The 26,391-nt window shown below is 66.6% G+C and carries 20 protein-coding genes; 15 read left to right on the forward strand and 5 right to left on the reverse strand.

The genetic code is table 11. The features are described 5' to 3' along the window. Window positions 1-159 precede the first annotated feature (159 nt). The gene (gene fdhA / locus AP428_RS16805; RefSeq protein ID WP_011547090.1) at window positions 160-1,356 is read left to right on the forward strand and encodes a formaldehyde dehydrogenase, glutathione-independent; all 1,197 of its coding nucleotides are present in this window, start codon (window positions 160-162) and stop codon (window positions 1,354-1,356) included. 85 nt (window positions 1,357-1,441) lie between these two features. On the opposite strand, the gene AP428_RS16810 is transcribed toward fdhA, so the two are convergent. Both AP428_RS16810 and AP428_RS16815 read right to left on the reverse strand, forming a co-directional pair. Next, window positions 1,442-2,200, reverse strand: a complete 759-nt coding sequence (locus tag AP428_RS16810) for a hypothetical protein (RefSeq protein ID WP_011547091.1) — start codon at window positions 2,198-2,200, stop codon at window positions 1,442-1,444. Between the two features lie 203 nt (window positions 2,201-2,403). Further along, complete coding sequence (locus AP428_RS16815; protein WP_011547092.1) at window positions 2,404-3,840, reverse strand: PLP-dependent aminotransferase family protein; 1,437 nt, start codon at window positions 3,838-3,840, stop codon at window positions 2,404-2,406. 266 nt (window positions 3,841-4,106) lie between these two features. Between AP428_RS16815 and AP428_RS16820 the strand changes: the two genes are divergently transcribed. Beyond that, on the forward strand, window positions 4,107-5,516 hold the full coding sequence (locus tag AP428_RS16820) for a discoidin domain-containing protein (RefSeq protein WP_041489357.1): 1,410 nt from the start codon (window positions 4,107-4,109) through the stop codon (window positions 5,514-5,516). Window positions 5,517-5,571: 55 nt separating this feature from the next. Here AP428_RS16820 and AP428_RS16825 read toward each other — a convergent pair whose 3' ends face one another. Further along, entirely contained in the window at window positions 5,572-6,687 is a 1,116-nt protein-coding gene (locus tag AP428_RS16825) for a GlxA family transcriptional regulator (protein ID WP_011547094.1), read from the reverse strand. A 355-nt stretch (window positions 6,688-7,042) separates the two neighbouring features. On the opposite strand from AP428_RS16825, the gene AP428_RS16830 reads away from it, so the two are divergent. From AP428_RS16830 to AP428_RS16880, 11 genes are all read left to right on the forward strand, one after another. Further along, window positions 7,043-8,317 carry a serine hydroxymethyltransferase gene (locus tag AP428_RS16830; RefSeq protein ID WP_011694820.1) on the forward strand — a complete coding sequence of 425 codons (1,275 nt, stop codon included), beginning with the start codon at window positions 7,043-7,045 and terminating at the stop codon, window positions 8,315-8,317. Between the two features lie 38 nt (window positions 8,318-8,355). Continuing rightward, complete coding sequence (locus AP428_RS16835; RefSeq protein WP_006480656.1) at window positions 8,356-9,327, forward strand: dipeptidase; 972 nt, start codon at window positions 8,356-8,358, stop codon at window positions 9,325-9,327. 138 nt (window positions 9,328-9,465) lie between these two features. After that, window positions 9,466-9,999 (forward strand): DUF5943 domain-containing protein, encoded by a 534-nt coding sequence (locus tag AP428_RS16840; RefSeq protein WP_011547096.1) that lies wholly within the window; start codon window positions 9,466-9,468, stop codon window positions 9,997-9,999. Between the two features lie 76 nt (window positions 10,000-10,075). Continuing rightward, window positions 10,076-12,139 (forward strand): NADH:flavin oxidoreductase, encoded by a 2,064-nt coding sequence (locus tag AP428_RS16845; RefSeq protein ID WP_011547097.1) that lies wholly within the window; start codon window positions 10,076-10,078, stop codon window positions 12,137-12,139. A gap of 3 nt (window positions 12,140-12,142) precedes the next feature. Continuing rightward, window positions 12,143-14,068: a (Fe-S)-binding protein gene (locus AP428_RS16850; protein WP_011547098.1), complete on the forward strand. Its 1,926-nt coding sequence runs from the start codon at window positions 12,143-12,145 to the stop codon at window positions 14,066-14,068. Between the two features lie 4 nt (window positions 14,069-14,072). After that, window positions 14,073-15,242: an electron transfer flavoprotein subunit alpha/FixB family protein gene (locus AP428_RS16855; RefSeq protein ID WP_011547099.1), complete on the forward strand. Its 1,170-nt coding sequence runs from the start codon at window positions 14,073-14,075 to the stop codon at window positions 15,240-15,242. Continuing rightward, entirely contained in the window at window positions 15,239-16,024 is a 786-nt protein-coding gene (locus AP428_RS16860; RefSeq protein ID WP_011547100.1) for a drug:proton antiporter, read from the forward strand. The genes AP428_RS16855 and AP428_RS16860 overlap by 4 nt, the downstream gene beginning before the upstream one ends. Window positions 16,025-16,077: 53 nt before the next feature. After that, window positions 16,078-17,319 carry an SRPBCC family protein gene (locus AP428_RS16865; protein ID WP_011547101.1) on the forward strand — a complete coding sequence of 414 codons (1,242 nt, stop codon included), beginning with the start codon at window positions 16,078-16,080 and terminating at the stop codon, window positions 17,317-17,319. A 29-nt stretch (window positions 17,320-17,348) separates the two neighbouring features. Continuing rightward, window positions 17,349-18,497: a hybrid-cluster NAD(P)-dependent oxidoreductase gene (locus AP428_RS16870; protein WP_011547102.1), complete on the forward strand. Its 1,149-nt coding sequence runs from the start codon at window positions 17,349-17,351 to the stop codon at window positions 18,495-18,497. A gap of 134 nt (window positions 18,498-18,631) precedes the next feature. Beyond that, complete coding sequence (locus AP428_RS16875) at window positions 18,632-19,495, forward strand: glycine betaine ABC transporter substrate-binding protein (protein ID WP_006486270.1); 864 nt, start codon at window positions 18,632-18,634, stop codon at window positions 19,493-19,495. 225 nt (window positions 19,496-19,720) lie between these two features. Then, window positions 19,721-21,376 carry an APC family permease gene (locus AP428_RS16880; RefSeq protein ID WP_011547105.1) on the forward strand — a complete coding sequence of 552 codons (1,656 nt, stop codon included), beginning with the start codon at window positions 19,721-19,723 and terminating at the stop codon, window positions 21,374-21,376. A 110-nt stretch (window positions 21,377-21,486) separates the two neighbouring features. Here AP428_RS16880 and purU read toward each other — a convergent pair whose 3' ends face one another. Further along, a complete protein-coding gene (gene purU, locus AP428_RS16885) occupies window positions 21,487-22,371 on the reverse strand; it encodes a formyltetrahydrofolate deformylase (protein ID WP_011547106.1) in 885 nt (294 codons plus the stop codon). Between the two features lie 204 nt (window positions 22,372-22,575). After that, entirely contained in the window at window positions 22,576-23,481 is a 906-nt protein-coding gene (locus tag AP428_RS16890) for a choline sulfate utilization transcriptional regulator (protein WP_006480666.1), read from the reverse strand. A 240-nt stretch (window positions 23,482-23,721) separates the two neighbouring features. Between AP428_RS16890 and betC the strand changes: the two genes are divergently transcribed. Then, complete coding sequence (gene betC, locus AP428_RS16895; RefSeq protein WP_011547108.1) at window positions 23,722-25,272, forward strand: choline-sulfatase; 1,551 nt, start codon at window positions 23,722-23,724, stop codon at window positions 25,270-25,272. A gap of 45 nt (window positions 25,273-25,317) precedes the next feature. Further along, window positions 25,318-26,283 (forward strand): choline ABC transporter substrate-binding protein, encoded by a 966-nt coding sequence (gene choX / locus AP428_RS16900; protein WP_011547109.1) that lies wholly within the window; start codon window positions 25,318-25,320, stop codon window positions 26,281-26,283. Window positions 26,284-26,391 lie beyond the last annotated feature (108 nt).

Below are 26,391 nucleotides of genomic sequence, written 5' to 3' on the forward strand. Positions count from 1 at the left end.
TCGTATTTCCGCCATCGATGTCGGCGCCGATCAAACGCATGTCGCGTTTGAGACATCGGCGCCCCTGCCTCCCGGACTACTCTCGAACAGCACGTTGCGCGTGCGCCGCATGGCGCCGGCGCGCCGCGGCGCCATCCAACGAGACATGGAGACAATACGATGAGCAGCAATCGAGGTGTCGTCTATCTTGGGCCGGGCCAGGTCGAAGTCCAGAAAATCGATTATCCGAAGATGGTCGACCCAAGCGGCCGCGCGATCGGCCACGGCGTGATCCTGAAAGTGGTCAGCACGAACATCTGCGGCTCCGACCAGCACATGGTGCGCGGCCGTACGACCGCGCCGGTCGGCCTCGTGCTCGGTCACGAGATCACCGGCGAAGTGGTCGAGGTGGGCCGCGACGTCGAGACGCTGAAGCTCGGCGATCTCGTGTCGGTGCCGTTCAACGTCGCGTGCGGCCGCTGCGCGATGTGCAAGGACACGCACACCGGCGTGTGCCTGAACGTGAACCCGTCGCGTGCCGGCGGCGCGTACGGCTACGTCGACATGGGCGGCTGGATCGGCGGCCAGGCCGAGTACGTGCTCGTGCCGTATGCCGATTTCAACCTGCTGAAATTCCCGGATCGCGATCAGGCGATGGCGAAGATCCGCGACCTGACCTGCCTGTCCGACATCCTGCCGACCGGTTATCACGGCGCGGTGAGCGCGGGCGTGAAGCCCGGTTCGACGGTCTATATCGCGGGCGCGGGCCCGGTCGGGATGGCGGCGGCCGCGTCGGCGCGCCTGCTCGGCGCGGCCGTGACGATCGTCGGCGACATGAACGCGGAACGCCTCGCGCATGCGCGGGCGATGGGGTTCGAGACGGTCGACCTGTCGAAGGACGCGTCGCTCGGCGAGCAGATCGAGCAGATCCTCGGTGTGCCCGAGATCGATTGCGCGGTCGACTGCGTCGGCTTCGAGGCGCACGGTCACGGCTCGTCGGGCCATTCGGAGGAAGCGCCCGCGACGGTGCTGAACTCGCTGATGGAAATCACGCGCCCGGCCGGCGCGATCGGCATCCCGGGCCTGTACGTGACGGACGATCCGGGTGCGAAGGACAAGGCCGCGCAGCACGGCAGCCTGAGCATCCGCTTCGGCCTCGGCTGGGCGAAGTCGCATTCGTTCTTCACGGGCCAGACGCCGGTGCTGAAGTACAACCGCAACCTGATGCAGGCGATCCTGTTCGACCGGCTGCCGATCGCGAAGATCGTCAACGTCGAAGTGATCTCGCTCGACCAGGCGCCGGAAGGCTACAAGAAGTTCGACGGCGGTGCGCCGCGCAAATTCGTCATCGACCCGCACGGGTTGCTGGCGGCGTGATGCACTAGCGTTCGACACGCGTGACGCGTGACGCGAGTACGGGCGGCTCCGGAAACGGGCCGCCCGTTTTTCGTTGCGGGCGCGTTCAGTGGCCGCGATAGAGCTTCGCGAGTTCGGCGTTGCTGGCGGCGGTGCGGCGTGTACGCCCGGTGTGCAGGCTGACGCGGCGGATCGCGCGCGTGGGGCGATGGGCGGTGTCGCGGTTGCCTTTCCAGTCGGCCACGCGGACTGCGCCGGCGCGCGTCCGGTCGGGCCGCAACGACGGCGCGGCTTGTACAACTGCCATCGGGCGAGCAGGTTTGCCGGCGAGCGGGGCGCTCTGTTGCGGATTGGCTGCCACTTGCGTTTGATCAGGCGAATGAAACGGGTAGACGGGTGCCGGCACGACCGGCAGCAACGGATCGTTCGATGCCTGCAGCATGGTTTCGGTCGCGACGGCGGCCGGCGCAGCGGAGCCGCGACAAACGGGATCGGCCTTGCAGGTCTGGTCGACCATCACGTAGCCGCCGACCAGCAGCACGAGCGTGAGGATACTCAGGAGCGGTGCGCTCGATGCGCGCGGCCGCTGGAAAGCCGCGTTGCGCAGCGCGCGGGCGACGCGCGACGACCACGTGTGGAACGATCGCGGCGCATGCACGGCACGCGCGTCGGCCGGCGTGTGGCGAATCGGCTCGAACGGCCAGTTCCACCGACCGCAGACGGGGCAGTGCTCGAGTGCGCGGAACGCGACGAAACCGCATTCGCGGCAGCGGCAGCACGTCGCGTGCCGCGATTCGGCGCGTGCATTCAGCACGGAACGCCAGGCATCGCGCGCGCGGACACTCCGGTTGGGCAGGACGCGCATCGTCAGCGACCGACGGATGCCATCGTGGGGCTACACATCGGCGGTCGTTCGCATTCGGCGTTCATTTGATTCTCCATAACATCGGACGCGTGGAACCCGTTCGTCCGCGTCTGCCTGCCGCTTCATTCTTGGTCGTTCGCGCGCGAAACGCAAGGCGCATGTCGCGCGTTGCGTGGCGCACATTTCGTGCCGCCCGTTTCGTACTAGCCGCCGTGCCGCTGCCGGGCCGCGAGCGTGCCGAGCGTCTCCAGCGCGCGCTCGACGGCCGGGGTCCACGGCCGCCCGTAGTTGAGCCGCAAATAGCGGCGAAAACCGCCGGTGGCGGAGAAGATCGGCCCGGGCGCAATGCTGACGCCGCTTTCCATCGCGTCGTCGAACAGGTGCATCGCGTCCAGGTGCGGCGGCAATTCGATCCAAAGGAAATACCCGCCGCGCGGCGCGAACACTTCGGTATCCGTCGGGAAATACGCGCGCACGGCCGACAGCATTTGCGCCTGGTGCGCGGCGAGATTGCGTCGCAGCTTGCGCAGGAACCGGTCGTATGCGCCGTCGCGCAGATAGCTCGCTATCGCCATCTGCGCAGGTACGTCGGCGGCCGGCGTGCTCGTGCCTTTGGCCTCGCGGATCTGCCGGACGAAGCGGCCGGCCGCGACCCAGCCGATTCGGAACCCGGGCGCGAGACATTTCGAGAACGATCCGCAATGCAGGACGAGTCCGCTGTCGTCATACAGTTTCGCGGGCCGCGTGGGCGCCGTGCCGAACTGCAGTTCGCCATACACGTCGTCCTCGATCAGCGGCACGCCGCGCGACGCGAGCAGGTCGATCAGCGCGCGCTTGCGCTCGTCGGTCAGCGTCGCGCCGGTCGGGTTGTGGAATGACGTCATGAACCAGCATGCGCGTACCGGATGCGTGTCGAGCGCCTCGGCGAGCGCGTCGAGGTCGAGGCCCGTGCGCGGGTCGACCGGAATCTCGACGGCCTTCAGATGCAGGCACTGGACGGCCTGCAGCACCGCGTGGAAGGCCGGCCGTTCGATCGCGACGATGTCGCCCGGGCGCGTCAGCGCCTGCAAGCTGAGCGTCAGCGCTTCGGTCGCGCCCGTCGTGATGACGATTTCCTCCAGCGGCAGCGACGCGCCCGCGTTCAGATAGCGCAACGCGATCTGGCGGCGCAGTGCTTCGTTGCCGGGCGGCAAGCCTTCGAGCAGTTTGGTGCGGTCCATGTGGCGAGCGGCCGACGCCACCTGGCGCCACAGGCTGCTCATCGGGAACAGCGAATAGCTCGCGAATGCCGAGCCGAGCGGCACGATGTCGTCGCATTTGAGCGAGTCGAGCAGGCGGAACAGCGCATCGTCGTCGCCGGTTCGAGCGGCGTCGTTCTGCGCGGCGCCCGGCTTGCGCGGCGAATCGCGGCCGAACCGCACGTGCTTGTCCGCGACGTTCGCCACGAAATAACCCGAGCGCGCCCGCGCGACGATCAGGCCCTCGCTTTCGAGCGCGTAGTACGCACGAAACACCGTGGACGGGCTCACCCGATACGCGCGGCATGCCGCGCGCACGGTAGGGATGCGCGCGCCGGCCGCCAGGTCGCCGCGCCGGATCGCGTCGGCGATCGTCTGCGCCAGCACCGCATAGCGCTTCATGCGTGTCCCCCGGCCGTTGTGCCCTGATGACACAGAGTAGTACGGCAGCCGTCACGTGCAAGCGCGCCCCAAATCGCTGATCCGTATGTTTTATCGGCGCTCTGATCCTGTTCTTTCGTCTGACGAACGGGCATCCTCTCGCAAGCTTTGTTCCCGCTGTCCGACCGATACGGAATTCACGCTGCCCGACCGCGAATCCGTGACGTCCGCGCGTGTCGCGCGAGTCCTTTTTTGCGGCGTCCTTACCTTACCCGAAAGTATCCAGCGTGAAACTGCAGACCCTCGTCGCGGGCCTCGTGGCCGGCATCGCCCTCAACCTGTTCAGCGGCGTGGCCGCCGCAGCCTGCGTCAACAATCCCGCCGCCCAGCCGAACGCGACATTCCCCGCCGCGCTGACCGGCAAGCTCGTCTACCACAGCTACGTGAAGTACGGCGACGGCACGAGCCAGCTGTTCCTCTACGATTTCTCGGCCCATACGCTGACGCAACTCAGCAAGAGCGCGTGGGGCATCACCGATCCGATGAATGGTGTGTTCAGCCCCGACGGCAAGTGGCTCGCGTTCATGGGCATCAGCAACGGCGCATGGAACGTGTTCATGCTGCAACTCGGCGCCGGTACGCCGCCCGTCAACATGACGAACAGCACGGGCGCCACGCGCAACGAAGACCCGAAGTTCAGCACGGACGGCAAGACGCTCGTGTTCAAGCAAAACGGCGACGTGAAGCAGGCGACGCTGTCGTACACGAGCGCCGGCCCGGTGTTCACGTCGGTTGTGAGCCTGACGAATGCGCCGGCCGGCGCCGAATACTCGATGCCGTTCCTCGCGCCGGACGCGAGCGCCGTGTACTACGCGACCGGCACCGGCTCGAACATGGGGCTGATGAAGCGCACGATCGCCACCGGCGCGACCGCCGTGTTCGATCGTCCGGCCGGGCTGCAGACGTACTACCCGACCGTGCGTGCGGACGGCATGGTGTACTACGCGCGCTGGAAGGACAGCGGCGGGGCCGACCAGATCTATGCGAAGACGGCCGACCCGGCCTCGACGCCGAGCGCGCTGGCGCTCAACGACTGCATGAGCAACAACTCGGACCCGGCACCCGTCAGTGGTACGAATTACCTGTTTTTCTCATCGACGACGGCGGGTGGTTATCAGCTCTATGTCGGCGACGTGACGACCGGTCAGCGCTGGAGCCTGTCGCAGTTCGGCGTGAATGCCGACGCGACGAAGGCGAAGCTCGGCGCGAATTACTACGGCGGCGCGGCCGCGGCGCGCACGCTGCTGTCGCAGGGGCGGCCGGCCGCGGCGTCGGCGAGCTACAACGCGTCGCTCACGGCAGACAAGGCATTCGACGGCAACACGGCGAGCACGCGCTGGGATTCGCCGGAAGGCGCCGGCGTCGATCCGCAATGGATCTCGGTCGATCTCGGTGCGACGAAGACCGTCAGCAGCATCGATCTGTACTGGGATGCGGGCGCGCTCGTCTACCAGATCCAGACGTCGAACGACAACGTGAACTGGACGACGATCTACTCGACGAGCAACGGCGTGTCGTACAGCCATGTGACGTTGCCGAACCTGAACGGGCACGGCCGTTATGTGCGGATGCTCGGCACGAAGCGGGCGACGCAGTGGGGGTATTCGCTCTATGAAATGCAGGTGTGGGGATCGTAAGCGAAAACGGAAAGCGGCCTTCGAGGCCGCTTTTTTGCATCAGGTACTGCCCGCCTCACGCATGCAGCACACGCGCCGGAAACGCCGGCGCAGCACTCACCGCACCCTGCGCGAGCGGCGCGACCTGCTTGCGGCGCTCACGCGTCGGCGCGACGCCGAACGCATCGCGATAGCTCTTGCTGAAGTGGCATGCCGACTGGAAGCCGCACGCCATCGTGATGTGCATGATCGACATGTCGGTCTGCAGCAGCAGCTCGCGCGCACGGCGCAGCCGCAGCGTCAGGTAGTAGTGCGTCGGCGTCATTCCCAGATGCTCGCGGAACAGGCGCTGCAACTGCCGCTGCGACATGTTCGCGAGCCGCGCGAGCTCTTCGCGCGACAGCGGCTCCTCGATGTTGTTCTCCATCAGCGAGATCACTTCGAACAGCGACTTGTTCGCCGAGCCGAGGCGAGCAACCAGCGGCATGCGCTGCTGCGCGCTCGTGTCGCGCACGTGTTCGACGATGAACTGCTCGGCGATCTGCGTGACGCGCGCGGTGCCGACGCGCGCGGCGATCAGGTTCAGCATCATGTCGAGCGGTGCGACGCCGCCCGTGCACGTGATGCGGTCGCGGTCGATCACGAACAGTTCCTTCAGGAAGCGCGTGTCCGGAAACTCTTCCTTCAGCGCCGACATGTTCTCCCAGTGGATCGCGCACGCGTAGCCCGCGAGCAGCCCCGATTTCGCGAGTGCATAGGTGCCCGTGCACAGGCTGCCGAGCGGGATGCCCGAGCGCGCGAAGCGGCGCAGGGTCGACAGATGGGCGGGCGTGGTCGCGCGCTGTACGTCGACGCCGCCGCACACGAACACGATGTCGGGCTGTCCCGCGCATTCGGCCGGGCCCGTGTCGACCGTGAGGCCGTTGCTCGCCGTGACCGGGCCGCCGTCCGGGCTGATCACCGACCAGCGGTAGAGCGGCTGACCGCTCAGGTAGTTCGCCATCCGAAGCACCTCGATCGCATTGGTGAACGCGATCATCGTGAAGTTCGGTAACGGCATGAACGCGAAGTGGGACAGCGACGCTGTGCGGTCGGGCGACATGGGGAGCGTTCCTTGAATCTCTAATAGCTTTTGGCCCGGGGCACGGATCGGGCTGCGGTATTGTGTGAGCGAGTGCAACAAGCGTGCCATACGGCTAAACCCTAGCTCCATACGTTGTCTGGGCATCGGGCCGTTGTTGCACTGCACCGTATCCGGGAGACGCCGCACGCGAACGTGCGGCAAACGCACTGCCGGTGTGCGTGTCCATAGGTGAACAGCCCGCACCGTTTCCGGCGGTCATACCGAAAAGCACGACCGGTCACTTGTATAAAACGGACGTGCATGGCGGAAAAGGCAAAGAACGCGTCTAAATTCATCAATCCGCCGAAAATCCGAACGACAAGAATAGAGCCGTCGGCAGCCTTGCACTGGAAGCATGGGAAACCCAGGCACGGCGGGCCTTGAGCTTCGGTTGCAGCCCTTTATTCTTCGTCACGGACGCACTATGTCGAACACCCAGCCTTTCTTCTCGCAGCCCCTTGCCGAGCGCGACGCGCCGGTGCGCAGCGCCATCCTGAAGGAACTCGAGCGTCAGCAGTCGCAGGTCGAGCTGATCGCGTCGGAAAACATCGTGTCGCGCGCCGTGCTCGAGGCGCAGGGCTCGGTGCTGACCAACAAGTACGCGGAAGGCTATCCCGGCAAGCGCTACTACGGCGGCTGCGAATTCGCCGATGAAGTCGAGGCGCTCGCGATCGACCGCGTGAAGCAGATCTTCAACGCCGGCTATGCGAACGTGCAGCCGCACTCGGGCGCGCAGGCGAACGGCTCGGTGATGCTCGCGCTGGCGAAGCCGGGCGACACGGTGCTCGGCATGTCGCTGGATGCCGGCGGCCACCTGACGCACGGCGCGAAGCCGGCGCTGTCGGGCAAGTGGTTCAATGCCGTGCAGTACGGCGTGAACCGCGACACGCTGCGCATCGACTACGACCAGGTCGAGGCCCTTGCCCACGAGCACAAGCCGAACCTCATCATCGCCGGCTTCTCGGCGTACCCGCGCGCGCTCGACTTCGCACGCTTTCGCGCGATCGCCGACAGCGTCGGCGCGAAGCTGATGGTCGACATGGCGCACATCGCGGGCGTGATCGCCGCGGGCCGTCATGCGAACCCGGTCGAGCACGCGCACGTCGTCACGTCGACCACCCACAAGACGCTGCGCGGCCCGCGCGGCGGCTTCGTGCTGACCAACGACGAGGACATCGCGAAGAAGATCAACTCGGCCGTGTTCCCCGGCCTGCAGGGCGGCCCGCTGATGCACGTGATCGCCGGCAAGGCGGTCGCATTCGGCGAGGTGCTGCACGCGGACTTCAAGACCTACATCGACAACGTGCTCGCGAACGCGCAGGCGCTCGGCGAAGTGCTGAAGGCCGGCGGCGTCGATCTCGTCACGGGCGGCACCGACAACCACCTGCTGCTGGTCGACCTGCGCCCGAAGGGCCTGAAGGGCGCGCCGGTCGAGCAGGCGCTGGAACGCGCGGGCATCACCTGCAACAAGAACGGCATCCCGTTCGACACCGAGAAGCCGACCGTCACGTCGGGCATCCGCCTCGGCACGCCGGCCGGCACGACGCGCGGCTTTGGCGTCGCGGAGTTCCGTGAAGTCGGCCGCCTGATCCTCGAAGTGTTCGACGCACTGCGGGCGAACCCGGAAGGCGACCCCGCAACCGAACAGCGCGTGCGTCGCGAGATCTTCGCGCTCTGCGAGCGCTTCCCGATCTATTGATCGACCCCACAAGAACAGTCACACGAGCGAGAGCAGATATGAGCACGCTGCATCAGGACAGCATCATCATCGACGGACTGAACATCTCGAAGTTCGAGAAGCCGGTGTTCGAGGACATGCGAAAGGGCGGTATCACGGCCGCGAACTGCACGGTGTCGGTGTGGGAGAACTTCACCAAGACCGTCGACAACATCGGCGTGATGAAGAAGAAAATCCGCGACAACGGCGAGCTGCTGACGCTCGTGCGCACGACGGACGACATCTTCCGCGCGAAGAAGGAAGGCAAGACCGGGATCATCCTCGGCTTCCAGAACGCGCATGCGTTCGAGGACAACCTCGGCTACATCGAAGCGTTCGCCGACATGGGCGTGCGCGTCGTGCAGCTCTGCTACAACACGCAGAACCTGGTCGGCACCGGCTGCTACGAACGCGACGGCGGGCTGTCGGACTTCGGCCGCGAAGTGATCACCGAGATGAACCGCGTCGGCATCATGGTCGACCTGTCGCATGTGGGCGGCAACACGTCGTCGGAAGCGATCGCGTTCTCGAAGAAGCCGGTGTGCTACTCGCACTGCCTGCCGTCGGGCCTGAAGGAACATCCGCGCAACAAGAGCGACGCGCAGCTGAAGGAGATCGCCGATGCGGGCGGCTTCGTCGGCGTGACGATGTTCGCGCCGTTCCTGAAGCGCGGCATCGAAGCGAACATCGACGACTACATCGAGGCGATCGACTACGTCGTGAACCTGATCGGCGAAGACGCGGTCGGCATCGGCACGGACTTCACGCAGGATTTCGCGAAGGAATTCTTCGACATGCTGACGCATGACAAGGGACGCTATCGCCAACTGACGAACTTCGGCAAGGTGATCAACCCGGACGGCATCCGCACGATCGGCGAATTCCCGAACCTGACCGCCGCGATGGAACGCCACGGCTGGAGCGAGTCGCGCATCCGCAAGATCATGGGCGAGAACTGGGTGCGCGTGTTCAAGGACGTGTGGGGCGCGTAAGCCCTCGCCGAGCCGAACCGCTCCCTTCGTTTCAACATAAAAAAATCGGGACGTGCCCGCGCAAGCAGCGTGGGCGCGCGGACGATGTCGCGCCGGCGCACCGAGCCGCGCGGCCAATTTCCTCACGGAGTCACCACGATGCAACCGCAACTGCCGATCAACGTCGATCCCGATACCGGCGTCTGGACCACCGACGCGCTGCCGATGCTGTACGTGCCGCGCCACTTCTTCACGAACAACCACGTCGCCGTCGAGGAAGCGCTCGGCGTCGAAGCGTATGCCGAGATCCTCTACAAGGCCGGCTACAAATCCGCCTACCACTGGTGCGACAAGGAAGCAAAGCAGCACGGCATCACCGGCGTGGCCGTGTTCGAGCACTACCTGAAGCGCCTGTCGCAACGCGGCTGGGGCCTGTTCTCGATCATCGAGGCCGATCCGGCGAGCGCACGCGCGAAGATCGAGCTGCGCCACTCGTCATTCGTGCTCCAGCAGCCGGGCAAGGAAGGCAAGCTCTGCTACATGTTCGCGGGCTGGTTCGCGGGCGCGATGGACTGGGTCAACGACACGACGCCGGAAGGCAAGGGCGCGCCGCGTGCGTACTCGAAGGAAGTGCAGTGCGCGGCCGAGCATCACGACCACTGCGTCTTCGAAGTGTCGCCGATCGCGCACTGATGCACTGACGCATTGATTCACTGAAGCAGAACAACACCCGCAACACGAGACATTCGAACGCCAGAGGTCGCCAGCGATGCGTTATCCCCACCTGTTCAAACCCATGCAGCTGAACCAGCTGACGCTGCGCAACCGGATCGTCAGCACCGCGCACGCGGAGGTGTACGCCGAGCCGGGCGGCCTGCCGGGCGACCGCTATATCCGCTACTACGAAGAAAAGGCGAAGGGCGGCGTCGGCCTGGCCATCTGCGGCGGTTCGAGCCCGGTGTCGATCGACAGCCCGCAAGGCTGGTGGAAATCGGTGAACCTGTCGACCGACAAGATCATCGATCCGCTCACGCGCCTGGCCGACACGATGCACAAGCACGGCGCGAAGATCATGATCCAGGCGACGCACATGGGCCGCCGCTCGTCGTTCCACGGCGAGCACTGGCCGCACCTGATGTCGCCGTCGGGCGTGCGCGAACCCGTGCACCGCGGCAACGCGAAGATCATCGAGATCGAGGAAATCCGCCGCATCATCGGCGATTTCGCGGCGGCCGCGAAGCGCGTGAAGGCGGCGGGCATGGACGGCATCGAAATCTCCGCCGCGCACCAGCACCTGATCGACCAGTTCTGGAGCAAGCGTTCGAACCACCGCACCGACGAATGGGGCGGCAGCCTCGAAAACCGCCTGCGCTTCGGCATCGAAGTGCTGACGGCCGTGCGCGAGGCGGTCGGCAAGGATTTCTGCGTCGGCCTGCGCATGTGCGGCGACGAATTCCACGAGGACGGCCTCGATCACGAAGCGCTGAAGGAAATCGCGCAGGCGATGTCGGAGACGGGCCTGATCGACTACCTGAGCGTGGTCGGCTCGGGCGGCGATACGCACAACACGATCGCCAACTGCATGCCGCCGATGGCGTTGCCGCCGGAGCCGTTCGTGCACCTCGCGGCGGGCATCAAGTCGGTCGTGAAGATTCCGGTGATGCACGCGCAGAGCATCCGCGATGCAGGCCAGGCCGAGCGCCTGCTCGCGAACGGCATGATCGACCTGGTCGGCATGACGCGCGCGCAAATCGCCGATCCGCACATGGTGATCAAGATCCGCGACGGCCGCGAAGACGAAATCAAGCAGTGCGTCGGCGCGAACTACTGCATCGACCGCCAGTACAACGGCCTCGACGTGCTGTGCATCCAGAACGCGGCGACGTCGCGCGAAGCGACGATGCCGCACATCATCGAGAAGTCGCGCGGCCCGAAGCGCAAGGTCGTGGTGGTCGGTGCCGGCCCCGCGGGCCTCGAGGCCGCGCGTGTCGCGAAGCTGCGCGGCCACGACGTCGTGCTGTTCGAGAAGAACGCGGAAGTGGGCGGCCAGGTGATGATCGCCGCGAAGGCGCCGCAGCGCGAGCAGATGTCGGGGATCATCCGCTGGTTCGACATGGAAACGAAGCGTCTGGGTGTGGACCGGCGCCTCGGTGTGGCCGCCGACGAGAAGATGATCATGGCCGAGAAGCCGGACATCGTCGTGCTCGCGACGGGCGGGTCGAGCTTCACGTGGCAGGTGCCGGCGTGGGGCGTGGCCGAAGGGCTCGCCGTCAGCGCGTGGGACATCCTGACCGGCACGGTCGAGCCGAAGCAGAACGTGCTGCTGTTCGACGGCGTGAGCACCCATGCGGGCGCGGGCGTGGCCGACTTCATGGCGAGCCGCGGCTCGAAGGTCGAGGTGGTGACGCCCGACGTGAAGGTGGCCGACGATTGCGGCGGCACGACGTTCCCGATCTTCTATCGCCGCCTGTACGCGTTCGGCGTGATTCCGACGCCGAACACGATGCTCGATCGCGTCTATGAAGAGAACGGCAAGATGATCGCCGTGCTGCGTAACGAGTACACGGAAGAACTGGAAGAGCGCGCGGTCGACCAGGTCGTGATCGAGAACGGCTCGTCGCCGAACGACGAGCTGTACTGGAAGCTCAAGCCGGAATCGGTGAACCGCGGCCAGATCGATCCGCACACGCTGTTCGCAGCCGAGCCGCAGCCGTGCCTGTCGGAAGAACTCGGCAACGGCCGCTTCCTGCTGTTCCGTGTCGGCGACTGCATCTCGATGCACAACGTCCACGGTGCGATCTACGACTCGCTGCGTCTCGTGAAGGATTTCTAAAAGATGAACCCGTCCTTCCTCATTACCGCCCTGTTGTGGCTGTCGGTGGCGGGGCTCGCGTTCGCGGTCGCGAAGCGCTCGTCCTACTGGCGTCTGGGCCGCGCCACGGCGCCCGGCTCGTTCGGCGTCGCGAACCTGTTCGCGATCCCGAAGCGTTATTTCGTCGACCTGCACCATGTGGTCGCCCGCGATCCGTACATCGCGAAGACCCACGTCGCGACCGCCGGCGGCGCGATCGGCGCGCTCGCGTTGGTGTTCGTCAACTACGGCCTCGCGATCTACTCGCCGTGGCTCGACAAGCTGATCTTCCTCGCGGCGCTCGCGATGCTGGTCGGCGCGGTGTTCGTGTGGCGTCGACGCGCGGCGAAGGACGTGCCGGCGCGCCTGTCGCGCGGCCCGTGGAATACGCTGCCCTGGCTGCTCGGTTCGTTCGCGCTCGGTCTCGTGCTGTTCATGCTGGTGCCGACCGGCGCGATGTCGGGTGCGTTCGCGGTGCTCTGCGCGCTGCTGATCGGCGTCGGCGCGTTCACGATGACGGTCGGCGCCGCGAAGGGCGGCCCGATGAAGCATGCGATCGCCGGGCTGCTGCATCTCGCGTTCCACCCGCGCCAGGAGCGTTTCGCGGCCACGCGCGAATCGTTCACCGGCAACGGCACGGCCACGCCGCCGACCGCGCTGAAGCTGCCGGACATCGAGCACCAGGAGTACGGCGTCGCGAAGCCGGTCGAATTCCGCTGGAACCAGCTGCTGAGCTTCGACGCATGCGTGCAGTGCGGCAAGTGCGAAGCCGCGTGCCCCGCGTTCGCGTCGGGCCAGCCGCTGAATCCGAAGAAGCTGATCCAGGATCTCGTGGTCGGGATGGCCGGCGGCTCCGATGCGGCATACGCAGGCAGCCCGTCGCCGGGCATCCCGGTCGGCCAGCATCGCGGCGAACCGAACGGCCCGATCGTGTCGGGCCTGATCGAGGAGCAGACGCTGTGGTCGTGCACCACCTGCCGCGCGTGCGTGCAGGAGTGCCCGATGCTGATCGAACACGTCGACGCGATCGTCGACATGCGCCGCAACCGCACGCTCGTGCACGGCACGGTGCCGGGCAAGGGCCAGGAAGTGCTCGCGAACCTGCGCGAGACCGGCACGATGGGCGGCTACGACACGGCCGCGCGCTACGACTGGTCGGTGGACCTGAGCGCGCCGGTCGCGCAGCCGGGCAAGCCGGTCGACGTGCTGTTCGTCGCGGGCGAAGGCGCGTTCGACATGCGTTACCAGCGCACGCTGCGTGCGTTCGTGAAGGTGCTGAACAAGGCCGGTGTCGATTACGCGGTGCTCGGCTCGACCGAGACCGACACGGGCGACGTCGCGCGCCGGCTCGGCGACGAAGCGACGTTCCAGCAGATGGCGAAGCGCCTGATCGGCACGCTCGGCACGCTGTCGTACCAGCAGATCGTGACGGCCGACCCGCACGTGATGCACAGCCTGCGCAACGAATACCGCGCGCTCGGGCTGCGCGTGACGGTCAAGCATCACACGACCTATCTGGCCGAACTGGCCGACAGCGGCAAGATCGCGCCGAAGGCGGTCGAGGCGCTGCAGGAGAAGCGCACGACCTACCACGATCCGTGCTACCTCGGCCGCTACAACGGCGAGATCGAAGCACCGCGCAAGCTGTTGAAGACGATCGGCATCCAGGTCGTCGAGATGGAGCGCAACGGCATGCGCGGCCGCTGCTGCGGTGGTGGCGGCGGCGCGCCGCTGACCGACATCCCCGGCAAGCAGCGCATCCCGGACATCCGCATCGCCGACGCGCGCACGATCGGCGCGGACGTCGTCGCGGTGGCTTGCCCGAATTGCACGGCCATGCTCGAAGGCGTCGTGGGCCCGCGCCCCGACGTGCTCGACGTCGCCGAACTCGTCGCCGCCTCGCTGGAGTGAATCGATGAATACGATTAAACGAATCGATCCGCGCCGGCCGTTCATCATCACGGCCGCCGGCCTGAAGCGCATCACGCTCGGCGAGGAAGGCAGCGCCGATGCGAACGCCGCGCAATGGTCCGCGCATGGTCATGGCGCCGCGGCCGCGAAGCCGCGCCGCGCGCTGCAGGACCCGAAGCACGTGATGCTGGTGGTCGCGCACAGCGAACGCGGCGCGCTCGACGACCATTCACGACAGGCGATCGCCGCCGCCGCCGTGCTTGCCGATGCGCAGACGGAAGTCGCGCTGCTGGCATTCGGAGAACTGAAGGATGACGTCGCGGAACTCGGCGTCGACAAGCTGATCGAGCTGGCCGGCTTCGATCGCCGCGCGTTCGATCCCGAAAGCGAACTGCAAGCATTGCAGGCCTGCGTGGCCGCGCTCGCCCCGAAACACGTGTTCGTGCCCGACAACGCGACGGGCGACGGCGATCTCGGCCGGCGTTACGCGGCGGCCGCCGGCGCGAGCGTCGCGACCCACGTCGTCGAGATCGACGCAAAGCATGTGGGCGCGTATGCGCAGGCGGGGCGTGCGTTCGCGACCCGTGCGCTGCCCGACGTGATCCTGCTCGCGCAGAACGCGGTGGACGCGAAGCTGCCGTTCGTCGGCGCCGGCGAGCGGCTGGCCGCCGATTTCATCCGCCCCGCGCATGACGCCGCGCAGCCGTACCGCGATCTCGGCCTCGACGAAATCGACGCAGCCCAGGTCGCGCTCGAGGAAGCCGACTTCATCGTGTCGGCCGGCAACGGCGTGTCCGACATCGGCGCGTTCGAGCGGCTGGCCGGCGTATTTGGCGCGGCGATCGGCGCGAGCCGCGTCGCGGTCGACAACGGCCACTTCACGCGCGACAAGCAGGTCGGCGCGACCGGCAAGACGGTCGAGGCGAGCGTGTACATCGCGTTCGGCATCTCGGGCGCGGTGCAGCATTTGCAGGGGATCAAGGACTGCCGCCACGTGATCGCGGTCAACCTCGACGGCAGCGCGCCGATCGCGAAGCGCGCGAACCTGACGGTGGTCGGCGACGCGCAGGCGACGATCGCCGCGCTGATCGAACAGGTCCAGGCCGCGCGGGCCGCGCGCGGCGAATCGCCGGCCGCGGTCGGCACCCGTGAACCCGAAGGAGTCGCCGCATGAACGCCCCTCGCCCCTTGCAACGCATCGCGGTGCTCGTGTCCGTCGGCCGGCATCCGGTCAGCGGCGTCGCACGCTACAGCCGCAACGATGCGGCCGCGCTCGAAACCGGCCGGCAGCTCGCCGAGCAGCATCGCGCGACGCTCGACGTGATCCACGCGGGCGACCCCGCGAATTCGGCGCTGGCCGAGTATCTCGCGCTCGGTGCGCGGGAGGTCGAGGTGCTGGCCTGCCGCGACGGCGATGATGCCGTGCACGCGCTCGCCGCGCGCGTCGAAGGCTACGACCTCGTGCTGACCGGCACGCGCGCCGAGGGCGCGTACGACACCGGGATGCTGCCGTACCGCGTCGCCGCGGCACTCGGCTATCCGCTCGTCGGCTCGGCCGTCGACGTGACGGTCGAGGGCGGCCGTGCGGCGGTCCGGCAATTTTTGCCGAAAGGGCTGCGGCGGCGTGTCGACGCGGCGCTGCCGGCCGTCGTCGCCGTCCATCCGCTCGCGGGTGTCGAGCCGCGCTATGCGTATGCGCGGCTGCGCGCCGGCGCGATCCGGCCGGCGCTCGCGGCGCCCGGTGCGGACGCCGACGCCACCGCGTGGACGGTCGGCCCGGTCGAGCGTAAACCCGTAAAGCTGGTCGCCGCCGAGAAGCGCTCCGGGCATGCCCGGATGCTGTCCGCGACGACGACCGAAAGCCGTGGCGGCAACGTCGTAAATGAAGGGAGTTCGGTCGAAAAAGCACAAGTGATCCTCGCGTATTTGCGCGAGCATCAGCTCATCGACTACTGATTTTGATGCCTGTCGGCAAGAAACCCAGGGATGCAAGGAATCCGGAGCAAACGATGAAAGTATCGGCAGACATTCGTGCATTGATCGAGCGGCGCAAGGAAGGGCACAGCCTCGACGCACCGTTCTACACGAGCGAGGACATCTTCGCGCTCGACATGGAGGCGATTTTCCGCCAGCACTGGATCCAGGTGGCGATCGAACCGGACATTCCCGAGCCGGGCGATTACGTGACGGTGCAGCTGGGCAACGATTCGATCCTGATCGTGCGCGACGACGACATGGCGATCCGCGCGTTCCACAACGTGTGCCGTCACCGCGGCGCGCGCCTGTGCAACGAAGATAAAGGCTCGGTCGGCAACATCGTGTGCCCATACCACAGCTGGACCTACAACCTGACGGGCCAGCTGATGTTCGCCGAGCACATGGGCGAGAAGTTCGACCGTTGCAAGCACAGCCTGAAGTCGGTGCACGTCGAGAATCTCGCGGGCCTGATCTTCATCTGCCTCGCCGACGAGCCGCCGGTCGATTTCGCGCAGATGCGCGCCGAGATGGAGCCGTACCTGCTGCCGCACGATCTGCCGAACACGAAGATCGCCGCGCAGATCGACATCATCGAGGAAGGCAACTGGAAGCTCACGATGGAGAACAACCGCGAGTGCTATCACTGCGTCGCGAACCATCCGGAGCTGACGATCTCGCTGTACGAATACGGCTTCGGCTACCAGCGTTCCGACGCGAACGCCGAAGGCATGGACGCGTTCGCCGAAACCTGCGTGCGGCGCGGCAAGGAGTGGGCCGAGATGGGCCTGCCGTCCGCCGAAATCGAAAAACTGCTCGACGTGACGGGTTTCCGCACGCAGCGCCTGCCGCTCGACCGTCACGGCGAATCGCAGACGCTCGATGCGAAGGTCGCGTCGAAGAAGCTGCTCGGCGGCTTCGACAAGGCCGACCTCGGCGGGCTGTCGTTCTGGACGCAGCCGAACTCGTGGCACCACTTCATGAGCGATCACATCGTGACGTTCTCGGTGATCCCGCTGTCGGCCGGCAAGACGCTCGTGCGCACGAAGTGGCTCGTGCACAAGGACGCGAAGGAAGGCATCGACTACGACGTGAAGAACCTCACGGCCGTGTGGAACGCGACCAACGACCAGGATCGCGCGCTCGTCGAATTCTCGCAGCGCGGGGCGAACAGCAGCGCGTACGAGCCGGGCCCGTATTCGCCGTACACGGAAGGTCTCGTCGAAAAATTCTCGGCCTGGTATATCGGCCGGCTCGCCGAAAAAACCGGCGCGTAGTACTTAGCAGCGTATATGCGGAGCAAGACATGATGCGAGATGCGGCCAATTTCGAGCCGGCGGACAGCCGGGTGACGCACCCGGCGTTCTGGAACGCGCTGCCCGAGCGCTGGACGAGCGACGTCGAGGAAACGCTGGTGTGCTGCCACGTGCGGCAGGAAACCCATGACGTGAAGAGTTTCTTCTTCCGTTCGCCGCAGGGCCGCACGTTCTCGTTCGAGCCCGGGCAGTTCATCACGCTCGAGCTCGACATCGACGGCGAGACGATCAACCGCTGCTACACGATCTCGTCGTCGCCGGCGCGGCCGCACACGATTTCGATCACGGTCAAGCGCGTGCCGGGCGGCAAGGTGTCGAACTGGCTGCACGACAACCTGCAGCCGGGCGCGGCGGTGCGCGTGCTCGGCCCGGCCGGCGAATTCACCTGCGCGCGGCATCCGGCGCGCAAGTACCTGTTCCTGTCGGCCGGCTCGGGCGTCACGCCGCTGATGTCGATGAGCCGCGCGCACCACGATCTCGCGGAGGATCGCGACATCCTGTTCGTGCACAGCGCACGTACGCCTGACGACATCATCTTCGCGCGCGAGCTCGACCTGATCGCGTCGAACCATACGAATTTCCGCACGTCGTTCGTCGTCGAGCGCGTCGGCGCACGTACCAACTGGCCGGGCGTCACGGGCTTCCTGACGCTGCCGCTGCTCAAGCTGATCGCGCCGGATTTCATGGAACGCGAGATCTTCACGTGCGGCCCCGCGCCGTACATGAAGGCCGTGCGCGACCTGCTCGACGAAGCCGGCTTCGATCGCAAGCAGTATCACGAGGAAAGCTTCTCGTTCGAAACGCTCGCGCAGACCGCGAGCGACGAAGTGCTCGCCGAACTCGTGCCGCCGGTCGAAGGCGGTGACGCCGCGACGAAGCAGTACACGGTCAGCTTCGCGAAGAGCAACCGCGAGATTTCGTGCGGCTCGGAGCAGCACGTGCTCGACGCGGCGCGCCAGTCGGGCGTGCGGCTGCCCGCCTCGTGCACGCAGGGCATGTGCGGCACCTGCAAGGTGAAGCTCGTGTCGGGGCAGGTCGAGATGAAGCACAACGGCGGTATCCGCCAGCGCGAGATCGACCAGGGGATGGTGCTGCTGTGCTGCAGCAAGCCGCTGTCGGATCTCGTGATCGACAAGTAGTCGAAGCACGCCATCGGCTGTCCGGGCGCGTCGCGTCCGGACAAGCATCTGTCGGAAAACAACGATACCGCGGATTTGTGGTTGAAGAACCTAGAGAGACAACGCGCACGGTGCGCAGACCAAGGAGATCGACCATGAAACTGTTCGGAAAACTGTTGTGGACCGGCGCCCTGTCGGCAATGGTGGCATTGAGCGCATCGGCACTGGCCGATACGAAGCCGACGCTGAAAATCGGCTACGTCGAAGGCTGGGACGACAGCGTCGCGACGTCGAACGTCGCGGCCCGCGTCATCGAGAAGAAGCTCGGCTACGAGGTGAAGCTCGTGCCGGTCGCGGCCGGGATCATGTGGCAGGGCGTCGCGCGCGGCGATCTCGATGCGACGCTGTCCGCGTGGCTGCCGGTCACGCACGGCTCGTACTGGGACGAGTACAAGGCCAAGGTCGTCGACCTCGGCGCGAATTTCCCCGATGCGAAGATCGGCCTGATCGTACCCGCGTACGTGAAGGCGAAGAGCATCGACGACCTGAATGCGGAGAAGGGCAGCTTCGGCGGCCGGATCGTCGGCATCGATGCGGGCGCCGGCGTGATGCGCAAGACCGACGACGCGATCAAGAGCTACGGGCTGAACTACACGCTGATGCCCAGCTCGGGCAGCGCGATGACGGCCGAGTTGTCGCGTTCGGTCGGCGCGAACAAGCCGGTGATCGTGACCGGCTGGGCGCCGCACTGGATGTTCGCGAAGTGGAAGCTGCGCTTCCTCGAGGATCCGAAGAAGGTGTTCGGCGGCGCCGAGCACGTCGACAGCGTCGTGAATCCGGGCCTCGAAACCAAGGCGAAGCCGGTCGTCGCGTTCCTGAAGAAATTCCAGTGGAAGCCGGGTGAAATCGACAGCGTGATGCTGGCGATCCAGAACGGCTCGAAGCCGGAAGCGGCCGCGGATGCGTGGATTGCGGCGCATGCCGATCGCGTGAATTCGTGGACGGAAGGCGCACAGTAAGCGCCTCGATCTACGTCGTACGAATCATCATAAAAATACGCCGGGAATGGCATGCAGGAATCCGAAACAATCAGGATGCAATGCGGCCATATCCCGGAATTCTTTTGCGGATTCTGCAAAAAAGCGCGTAAGTTGTTACACTAGCGCCCTTGTGCGGAGTCATCTGCTTTGTATCGGAGCAGCGTAAGCGCCAACGCGCTAACACTGATCGAGAGGAGGAACTGGATGAGTCAGGCAGGACTGCGTGCTAATCGCACCAGTGATGTTGAGGCAACCATCTCACATGATTCGACGGGCCATACGCTGCACCGTGGCCTGACCTGGAAAGACGCTTTTTGGGTGACGAGCGGCGTGCCGGCAGGCGTGCTGTTCACGATCGGCGGCGTATGCGCGACGATCGGCCAGCCCGCGTGGGCGATCTGGATCGCCGCGATCACGATGGGGCTGATTCAAAGCGCGACTTATGCGGAAATATCCGGGCTATTTCCCCATAAATCGGGCGGCGCGTCGGTGTACGGCGCGATTGGCTGGGTGCGTTACAGCAAGCTGATTGCCCCGGTTTCCGTGTGGTGCAACTGGCTCGCGTGGTCGCCGATGCTTGCACTCGGCTGCGGCCTCGCGGCGAGCTACGCGCTCACGAGTCTCTTTCCCGCCAATGCGGCGGTGCTGCACTGGCAGCTCAAGGTTGCGGATCTCGGGTTCATCAAGCCGGGTCTGTCCCTGCGGATCAACGCGACGTTCATCATCGCGACGATTCTGCTTCTCATCACGTTCAAGCTTCAGCACAGCGGTGCGTCGAAGGCTGCACGTACGCAGCGCATTCTCGGCATTGCATCGCTCACGCCGCTGTTGATCGTCGGCATCGTACCGTTCGTCACCGGCGACGTGCCGATGTCGAACCTGCTCCCGCTCTTGCCGCTCGGTCACGACGCGCAGGGCAACCTCACGGCCGCGAGCTTCGGTTCGTGGAACGGGCAGGGCGTGACGATGGCGCTCGGCGCGATGTTCATGGCTGGCTGGGCCTCGTACGGTTTCGAGACGGCCGTCTGCTACACGCGTGAGTTCCGCGATCCACGTCGCGACACCGCGAAGGCGATCTTCTGGTCGGGCGCACTGTGTCTGGTCGTGATGACGCTCGTGCCGATGGCGTTCCAGGGCGCGCTCGGCACGCAGGCGATGCTCGATCCGTCGATCGGCGACGGCACCGGCGTCGCGGCCGCGATGGCGAAGATCGTCGGCGGCGGCGCGTGGGTCGCGAATGCGGTCGTCGTGATGCTGATGCTGTCGATCCTGCTGATCGTGATGACGTCGATGATGGGTTCGTCCCGCACGCTGTACCAGGCATCGGTCGACGGCTGGCTGCCGAAGTACCTGTCGCACGTGAACGAGCATGGCTCGCCCACGCGCGCGATGTGGACCGACCTCGGCTTCAACCTCGTGTTGCTGATGATGTCGGACTACATGACGGTGCTGTCGATCTCGAACGTCTGCTACATGCTGTTCGTATTCCTGAATCTCCAGTCGGGCTGGATCCACCGGATGGATCGCGGCAACTGGGATCGGCCGTTCCGCTGCCCGACCTGGCTGCTCGTCGGCGGCGCGATCTGCGGTTACGCGAACCTCGTCTACGTCGGCGCGGGCGCGAACCTGCAGGGCGAAGGCACGCTGCGCAACGGGCTGATCGCGATGCTGCTGATCGTGCCGGTGTTCCTGTTCCGCCACTACTGGCAAGATCGCGGCCGTTTCCCCGCACAGATGCAGCGGGATATGGAACTGGAAGTGCCGAAGCGCGCGCCATGGCTGAGCCTGATGCCGTATGCGGCGCTGATCGGCGCGGCGTTGACGATCTGGTTGTCGTATTACTTCGCGTGGGTGAAGTGATGCGGTAAGGTGGGCGCGCCGCCGTCGCACGACGACAAAAAGGCCCAGCCGGTTACACGCCGGTTGGGCCTTGTTCGTTTCCGCCGCGTTCGGGTGCGGCCGCCGCCCGCTTACGGAAACACCACCGTCCGGTCGCCGTTCAAAAATACCCGCCGCTCGATGAACGCCTTCACCGCCCGCGCGAGCGTGAGGCTTTCGACGTCGCGCCCCACCGCGAGCAACTGCTCCGGCCGCAGCGCATGATCGACGCGCTCGACGACCTGCTCGATGATCGGGCCTTCGTCGAGATCGTCGGTCACGAAGTGCGCGGTCGCGCCGATCAGCTTCACGCCGCGCGCATGCGCCTGGTGATACGGCTTCGCGCCCTTGAAGCCGGGCAGGAACGAGTGATGGATGTTGATCGCGCGGTTCGCGAGCTTCGCGCTCGTCTCCTGCGACAGCACCTGCATGTAGCGCGCGAGGATCACGAGCTCCGCGCCGCTCGATTCGAAGAAGTCGAGCCATTGCGCTTCCTGCTGCGCCTTGGTGTCGGCCGTGATCGGGAAGTGGCGGAACGGTAGCCCGTGCTGCGCGGCGAGCGGCTCGAAATCGGGATGGTTCGACACGATGCCGACGATGTCCATCTTCAGCTCGCCCATGCGCCAGCGGAACAGCAGATCCGCGAGGCAGTGCTCGAGCTTCGACACCATGATCAGCACCTTCGGCCGCGCATTGACGTCGTGGATCGCCCACTGGTTGTCGCCATCGTGGCCGCCGAGTCCGGCCGCGATTGGCGCGAATTCCTGGCGCAGCGCGTCGATCTGCAGCGTTTCATCCGTCGGATGAAAGACGCAGCGCACGAAGAAGCGGTTGCTGAGATCGTCGTCGAACACGTTCAGCGCATCGACGTAGCAGCGATGGCGATCGAGAAAGCCGACGACGGCGGCGACCTGACCGGCCGCGCTCGGGCACGACAGTGTCAGGACGAATTGATCGGGGCGGTGCTCGGCGGTCATGAGACTCCTCGGATGGCAGGGCGCACGGCCGCGCGGCGGCGCACGACAGCGCCGCGCCGCGCGGGTAGCGGGAGGCTCAAGTAAATCAGGACGATTTCAGCGCGGATAGAACCAACGCGCCGTGTGGCTGGTATCGGTGCGCCAGCGGGCGGGAGCGGGGAAGGGGCGCGGAGAAGCGGAACGGACGCGAAGGCGCGTGCTGCGTCAGGCCGCCGCGCACGCGTCGAGCAGCCAGCGCCGGAACACGTGGGTCGCGTCCGGCTCGGGCCGCTGTGGCGGGCGCACCAGGAAGTAGCCGCGCGACGTGACGACGGGCGCATCGACCAGCTTCACGAGCTGGCCGGCCGCGACGAGTTCGTCGACGAGCGGCGCCCAGCCGAGCGCGACGCCTTCGCCGAGCAGCGCCGCATGGATCACGAGCGCATAGCTGTTGAAGGTCACGCCGCGGGTGGCGGCCGGCGATTCGAGCCCGTGCGCGTCGAACCAGCCCGACCACGACAGCCAGCGCTCGGGGCGCGTCGGCTGTACGTGCAGCAGCGGCAGCGCGAGCAGGTGCTCGGCCCGCGCGACGCCCCGGTGCGCATCGCGGAACGCGGGCGAGCAGACGGGCGTGACGGATTCCGGAAACAGCCGCGCGGCCGTGCACGACGGCCAGTGACCGTCGCCGAACAGGACCGCGATGTCGCCGTGGTCGCGTTGCGCGTCGTAATCCTGTGACGTGACGACGCGCACGTCGACGTCCGGCATCACGCGTTTCAGCCCGGCCAGGCGCGGCATCAGCCAGTAGGTCGCGAAACCGAAGTCGGTGACGATCGTGAGTGCGCCGTGCTCGCGGCGCGCGCGCAACGTCGCGGTTGCGCCGCGCAGCGTGTCGAGGCTCAGCCGCACGGCTTCGTACAGGCACTGGCCGTCGGCCGTCAGCGTGACGCCGCGCGGGCTGCGTTCGAACAGCGGCACGCCGAGTTCGGCTTCGAGCTGGAACACTTGCTGGCTCACGGCCGGCTGCGTCGAGCCGAGCTCGCGCGCGGCGGCCGTGAAGCTCGCCAGCCGGGCAGCCGATTCGAACGCGCGCAGCGCCTGCATCGACGGTAACGGTTCGGGTTTCGACATAAGTCCCTCTAATGGCCCCATAAGGGCCGGACGCCTACCCGCGTGAATTCGGGCGGGCGATAGTGCAGCGGACGGTACGGCACATGCGCTTCGCGCGCCGCCGCGCAATGCATTCGGCAATTCTAGCCAGCGCGGCCCCTGCGCGCGGCAGTTTCTGCGGACCGCCTCCGTCATGCCGGACGTCTCGCTGCCAAGGCGGCGCGCCGTTCCATTCGAACACCGCTTTCCCCACGATCGCCGATGACGAACCCGACACCCAACATCCTGATCCTGATGGCCGACCAGCTCACGCCGTTCGCGCTGCCGGCGTACGGCAACCGCGTCGCCCGTACGCCGACGCTCGACCGGCTCGCCGCCGAAGGCGTGGTGTTCGACGCCGCGTACTGCGCGAGCCCTTTGTGCGCGCCGTCGCGCTTCTCGCTGCTGACCGGCAAGCTGCCGTCGGGGATCGGCGCCTACGATAACGCCGCCGAATTGCCGGCGCAAACGCTGACGTTCGCACACTACCTGCGCGCGGGCGGCTACCGGACGATGCTGTCCGGCAAGATGCATTTCTGCGGGCCCGATCAGTTGCACGGCTTCGAGGAGCGCCTCACGACCGACATCTATCCGGCCGATTTCGGCTGGGTGCCGGACTGGGATCAACCGACCGAGCGGCCGAGCTGGTATCACAACATGAGCTCGGTGCTCGATGCCGGCCCGTGCGTGCGTACGAACCAGCTCGACTTCGACGACGAAGTGACGTTCGCCGCGAAACAGAAGCTGTACGACGTCGCGCGCGAACGTGCGGCCGGACACGATACGCGGCCGTTCTGCATGGTCGTGTCGCTGACCCATCCGCACGACCCGTATGCGATCACGCGCGAATACTGGGATCTGTACCGCGACGAAGACATCGACATGCCGGCCGTGCGGCTCGATGCGGCCGAAAGCGATCCGCATTCGCAGCGGCTGCGCTTCGTCTGCGAGAACGACCGCACGCCGCCGACCGACGCGCAGATCCGCGCCGCCCGCCGCGCGTATTACGGCGCGACGTCCTACGTCGACACGCAGTTCGGCAGCGTGCTGGCCGCCCTCGAGCAATGCGGGTTCGCCGACGACACGATCGTGATCGTCACGTCCGACCACGGCGACATGCTCGGCGAACGCGGGCTCTGGTACAAGATGACGTTCTTCGAAGGCGGCTGCCGCGTGCCGCTGATCGTGCATGCGCCGGGCCGCTTCGGCGCTGCGCGGGTGCGCGGGCCCGTGTCGCACGTCGACCTGCTGCCGACGCTCGTCGAGCTGGCCGGCGCCACGCCCGCCGGCGGCTGGCCGGACGCCGGATGGCCGGACCCGGTCGACGGTGCGAGCCTCGTGCCGCACCTGCACGGCACGCCCGCGCACGATGTCGCGCTCGGCGAATACCTCGCGGAAGGCGCGCTCGCGCCGGTCGTGATGATCCGCCGCGGCGACTGGAAATACGTGCATTGCCTGGCCGATCCCGACCAGCTCTACCACCTGTCGGACGACCCGCGCGAGCTGACGAACCTGGCCGGGCAGCCGGAAGCCGCCGACGTGCTCGCCGCGTTCCGCGTGGAGGCCGCACAGCGCTGGAACCTGCCCGAGCTGGACCGGCAGGTGCGCGCGAGCCAGCGGCGCCGGCGCTTCCATTACGCGGCGACGACGCAGGGCCGCATCCACGCGTGGGACTGGCAGCCGTTCACCGACGCGAGCCAGCGCTACATGCGCAATCACATCGAACTCGACACGCTCGAGGCGATGGCGCGTTTTCCGCGCGTCGGGCGCTGAGCGTCCGGCGGTGCGAACATTCATGAACGACGGAGGAAGCGGACGATGAAACGGCAATGCAATGCAGCAATCCGAAGGATCGGCGCGGCGCTTGCCGCCGCCGCGTGCGTGGCGGCGCAGCCGGCGCATGCCGCCGATCCGCAGACGTGCGACGCCGTGAAGATGGCGGCGCCCGGCTGGACCGACATCGACGCGACGAACGCGATGGCGGGCGTCGTGCTGAAGGCGCTCGGCTACCGGCAGGACGTGGCGAACCTGTCGGTGCCGATCACGTACCAGGGGTTGAAGAAAGGGCAGGTCGACGTGTTCCTCGGCAACTGGATGCCCGCGCAGGCGCCGCTCGTGAAGCCGTTCGTCGACGAAAAATCGATCGACGTGCTGCACGCGAACCTGAGTGGTGCGAAATTCACGCTCGCGGTGCCCGACTACGTGGCCGCGGCCGGCGTGCACACGTTCGCCGATCTCGCGCGCTACGCGGACCGTTTCGGCGGCAAGATCTACGGGATCGAGCCCGGCGCACCCGCGAACCAGAACATCAAGCGGATGCTGTCCGACCACGTGCTGGGGCCCGCGAACCGGTCGCTCGTCGAATCGAGCGAGACGGGCATGCTCACGCAGGTCGAGCGGGCGGTGCGCGACAAGCGCTGGATCGTGTTTCTCGCGTGGGAGCCGCATCTGATGAACACGAAGTTTCATCTGACGTATCTGTCGGGCGGCGATGCGTACTTCGGCCCGAACTACGGCGGCGCGACGGTCAACACGGTCACGCGTGCCGGGTTCGCCGGCCAGTGCACGAACCTCGCGCGGCTGTTCCGGCAGATGACGTTCTCCGTCGACGTCGAGAACCGGATGATCGCCGACATGCTCGACAACAAGACCTCGCCCGCACTCGCGGCGCAACATGCGCTGAAGGCCGAGCCGGCGCTGGTCGCCGGCTGGCTCGACGGCGTGACGACGGCGGCCGGCGCGCCGGGCCTGCCGGCCGTGCGCGCGGCCCTCGACGGCCGCTGATTCCCTCCCTCCGGGCGGCCGGTATTTACCGTGCCGCCTGTCTACGTGTTTTCCCGATCCGTCGCATGGCGACCATTTAGTGTCGCCTTCAGACGGGTGGCCTGAAAT

Source organism: Burkholderia sp. E168m22 (assembly GCF_001319805.1).
Classification (GTDB): Bacteria; Pseudomonadota; Gammaproteobacteria; order Burkholderiales; family Burkholderiaceae; genus Burkholderia; species Burkholderia orbicola.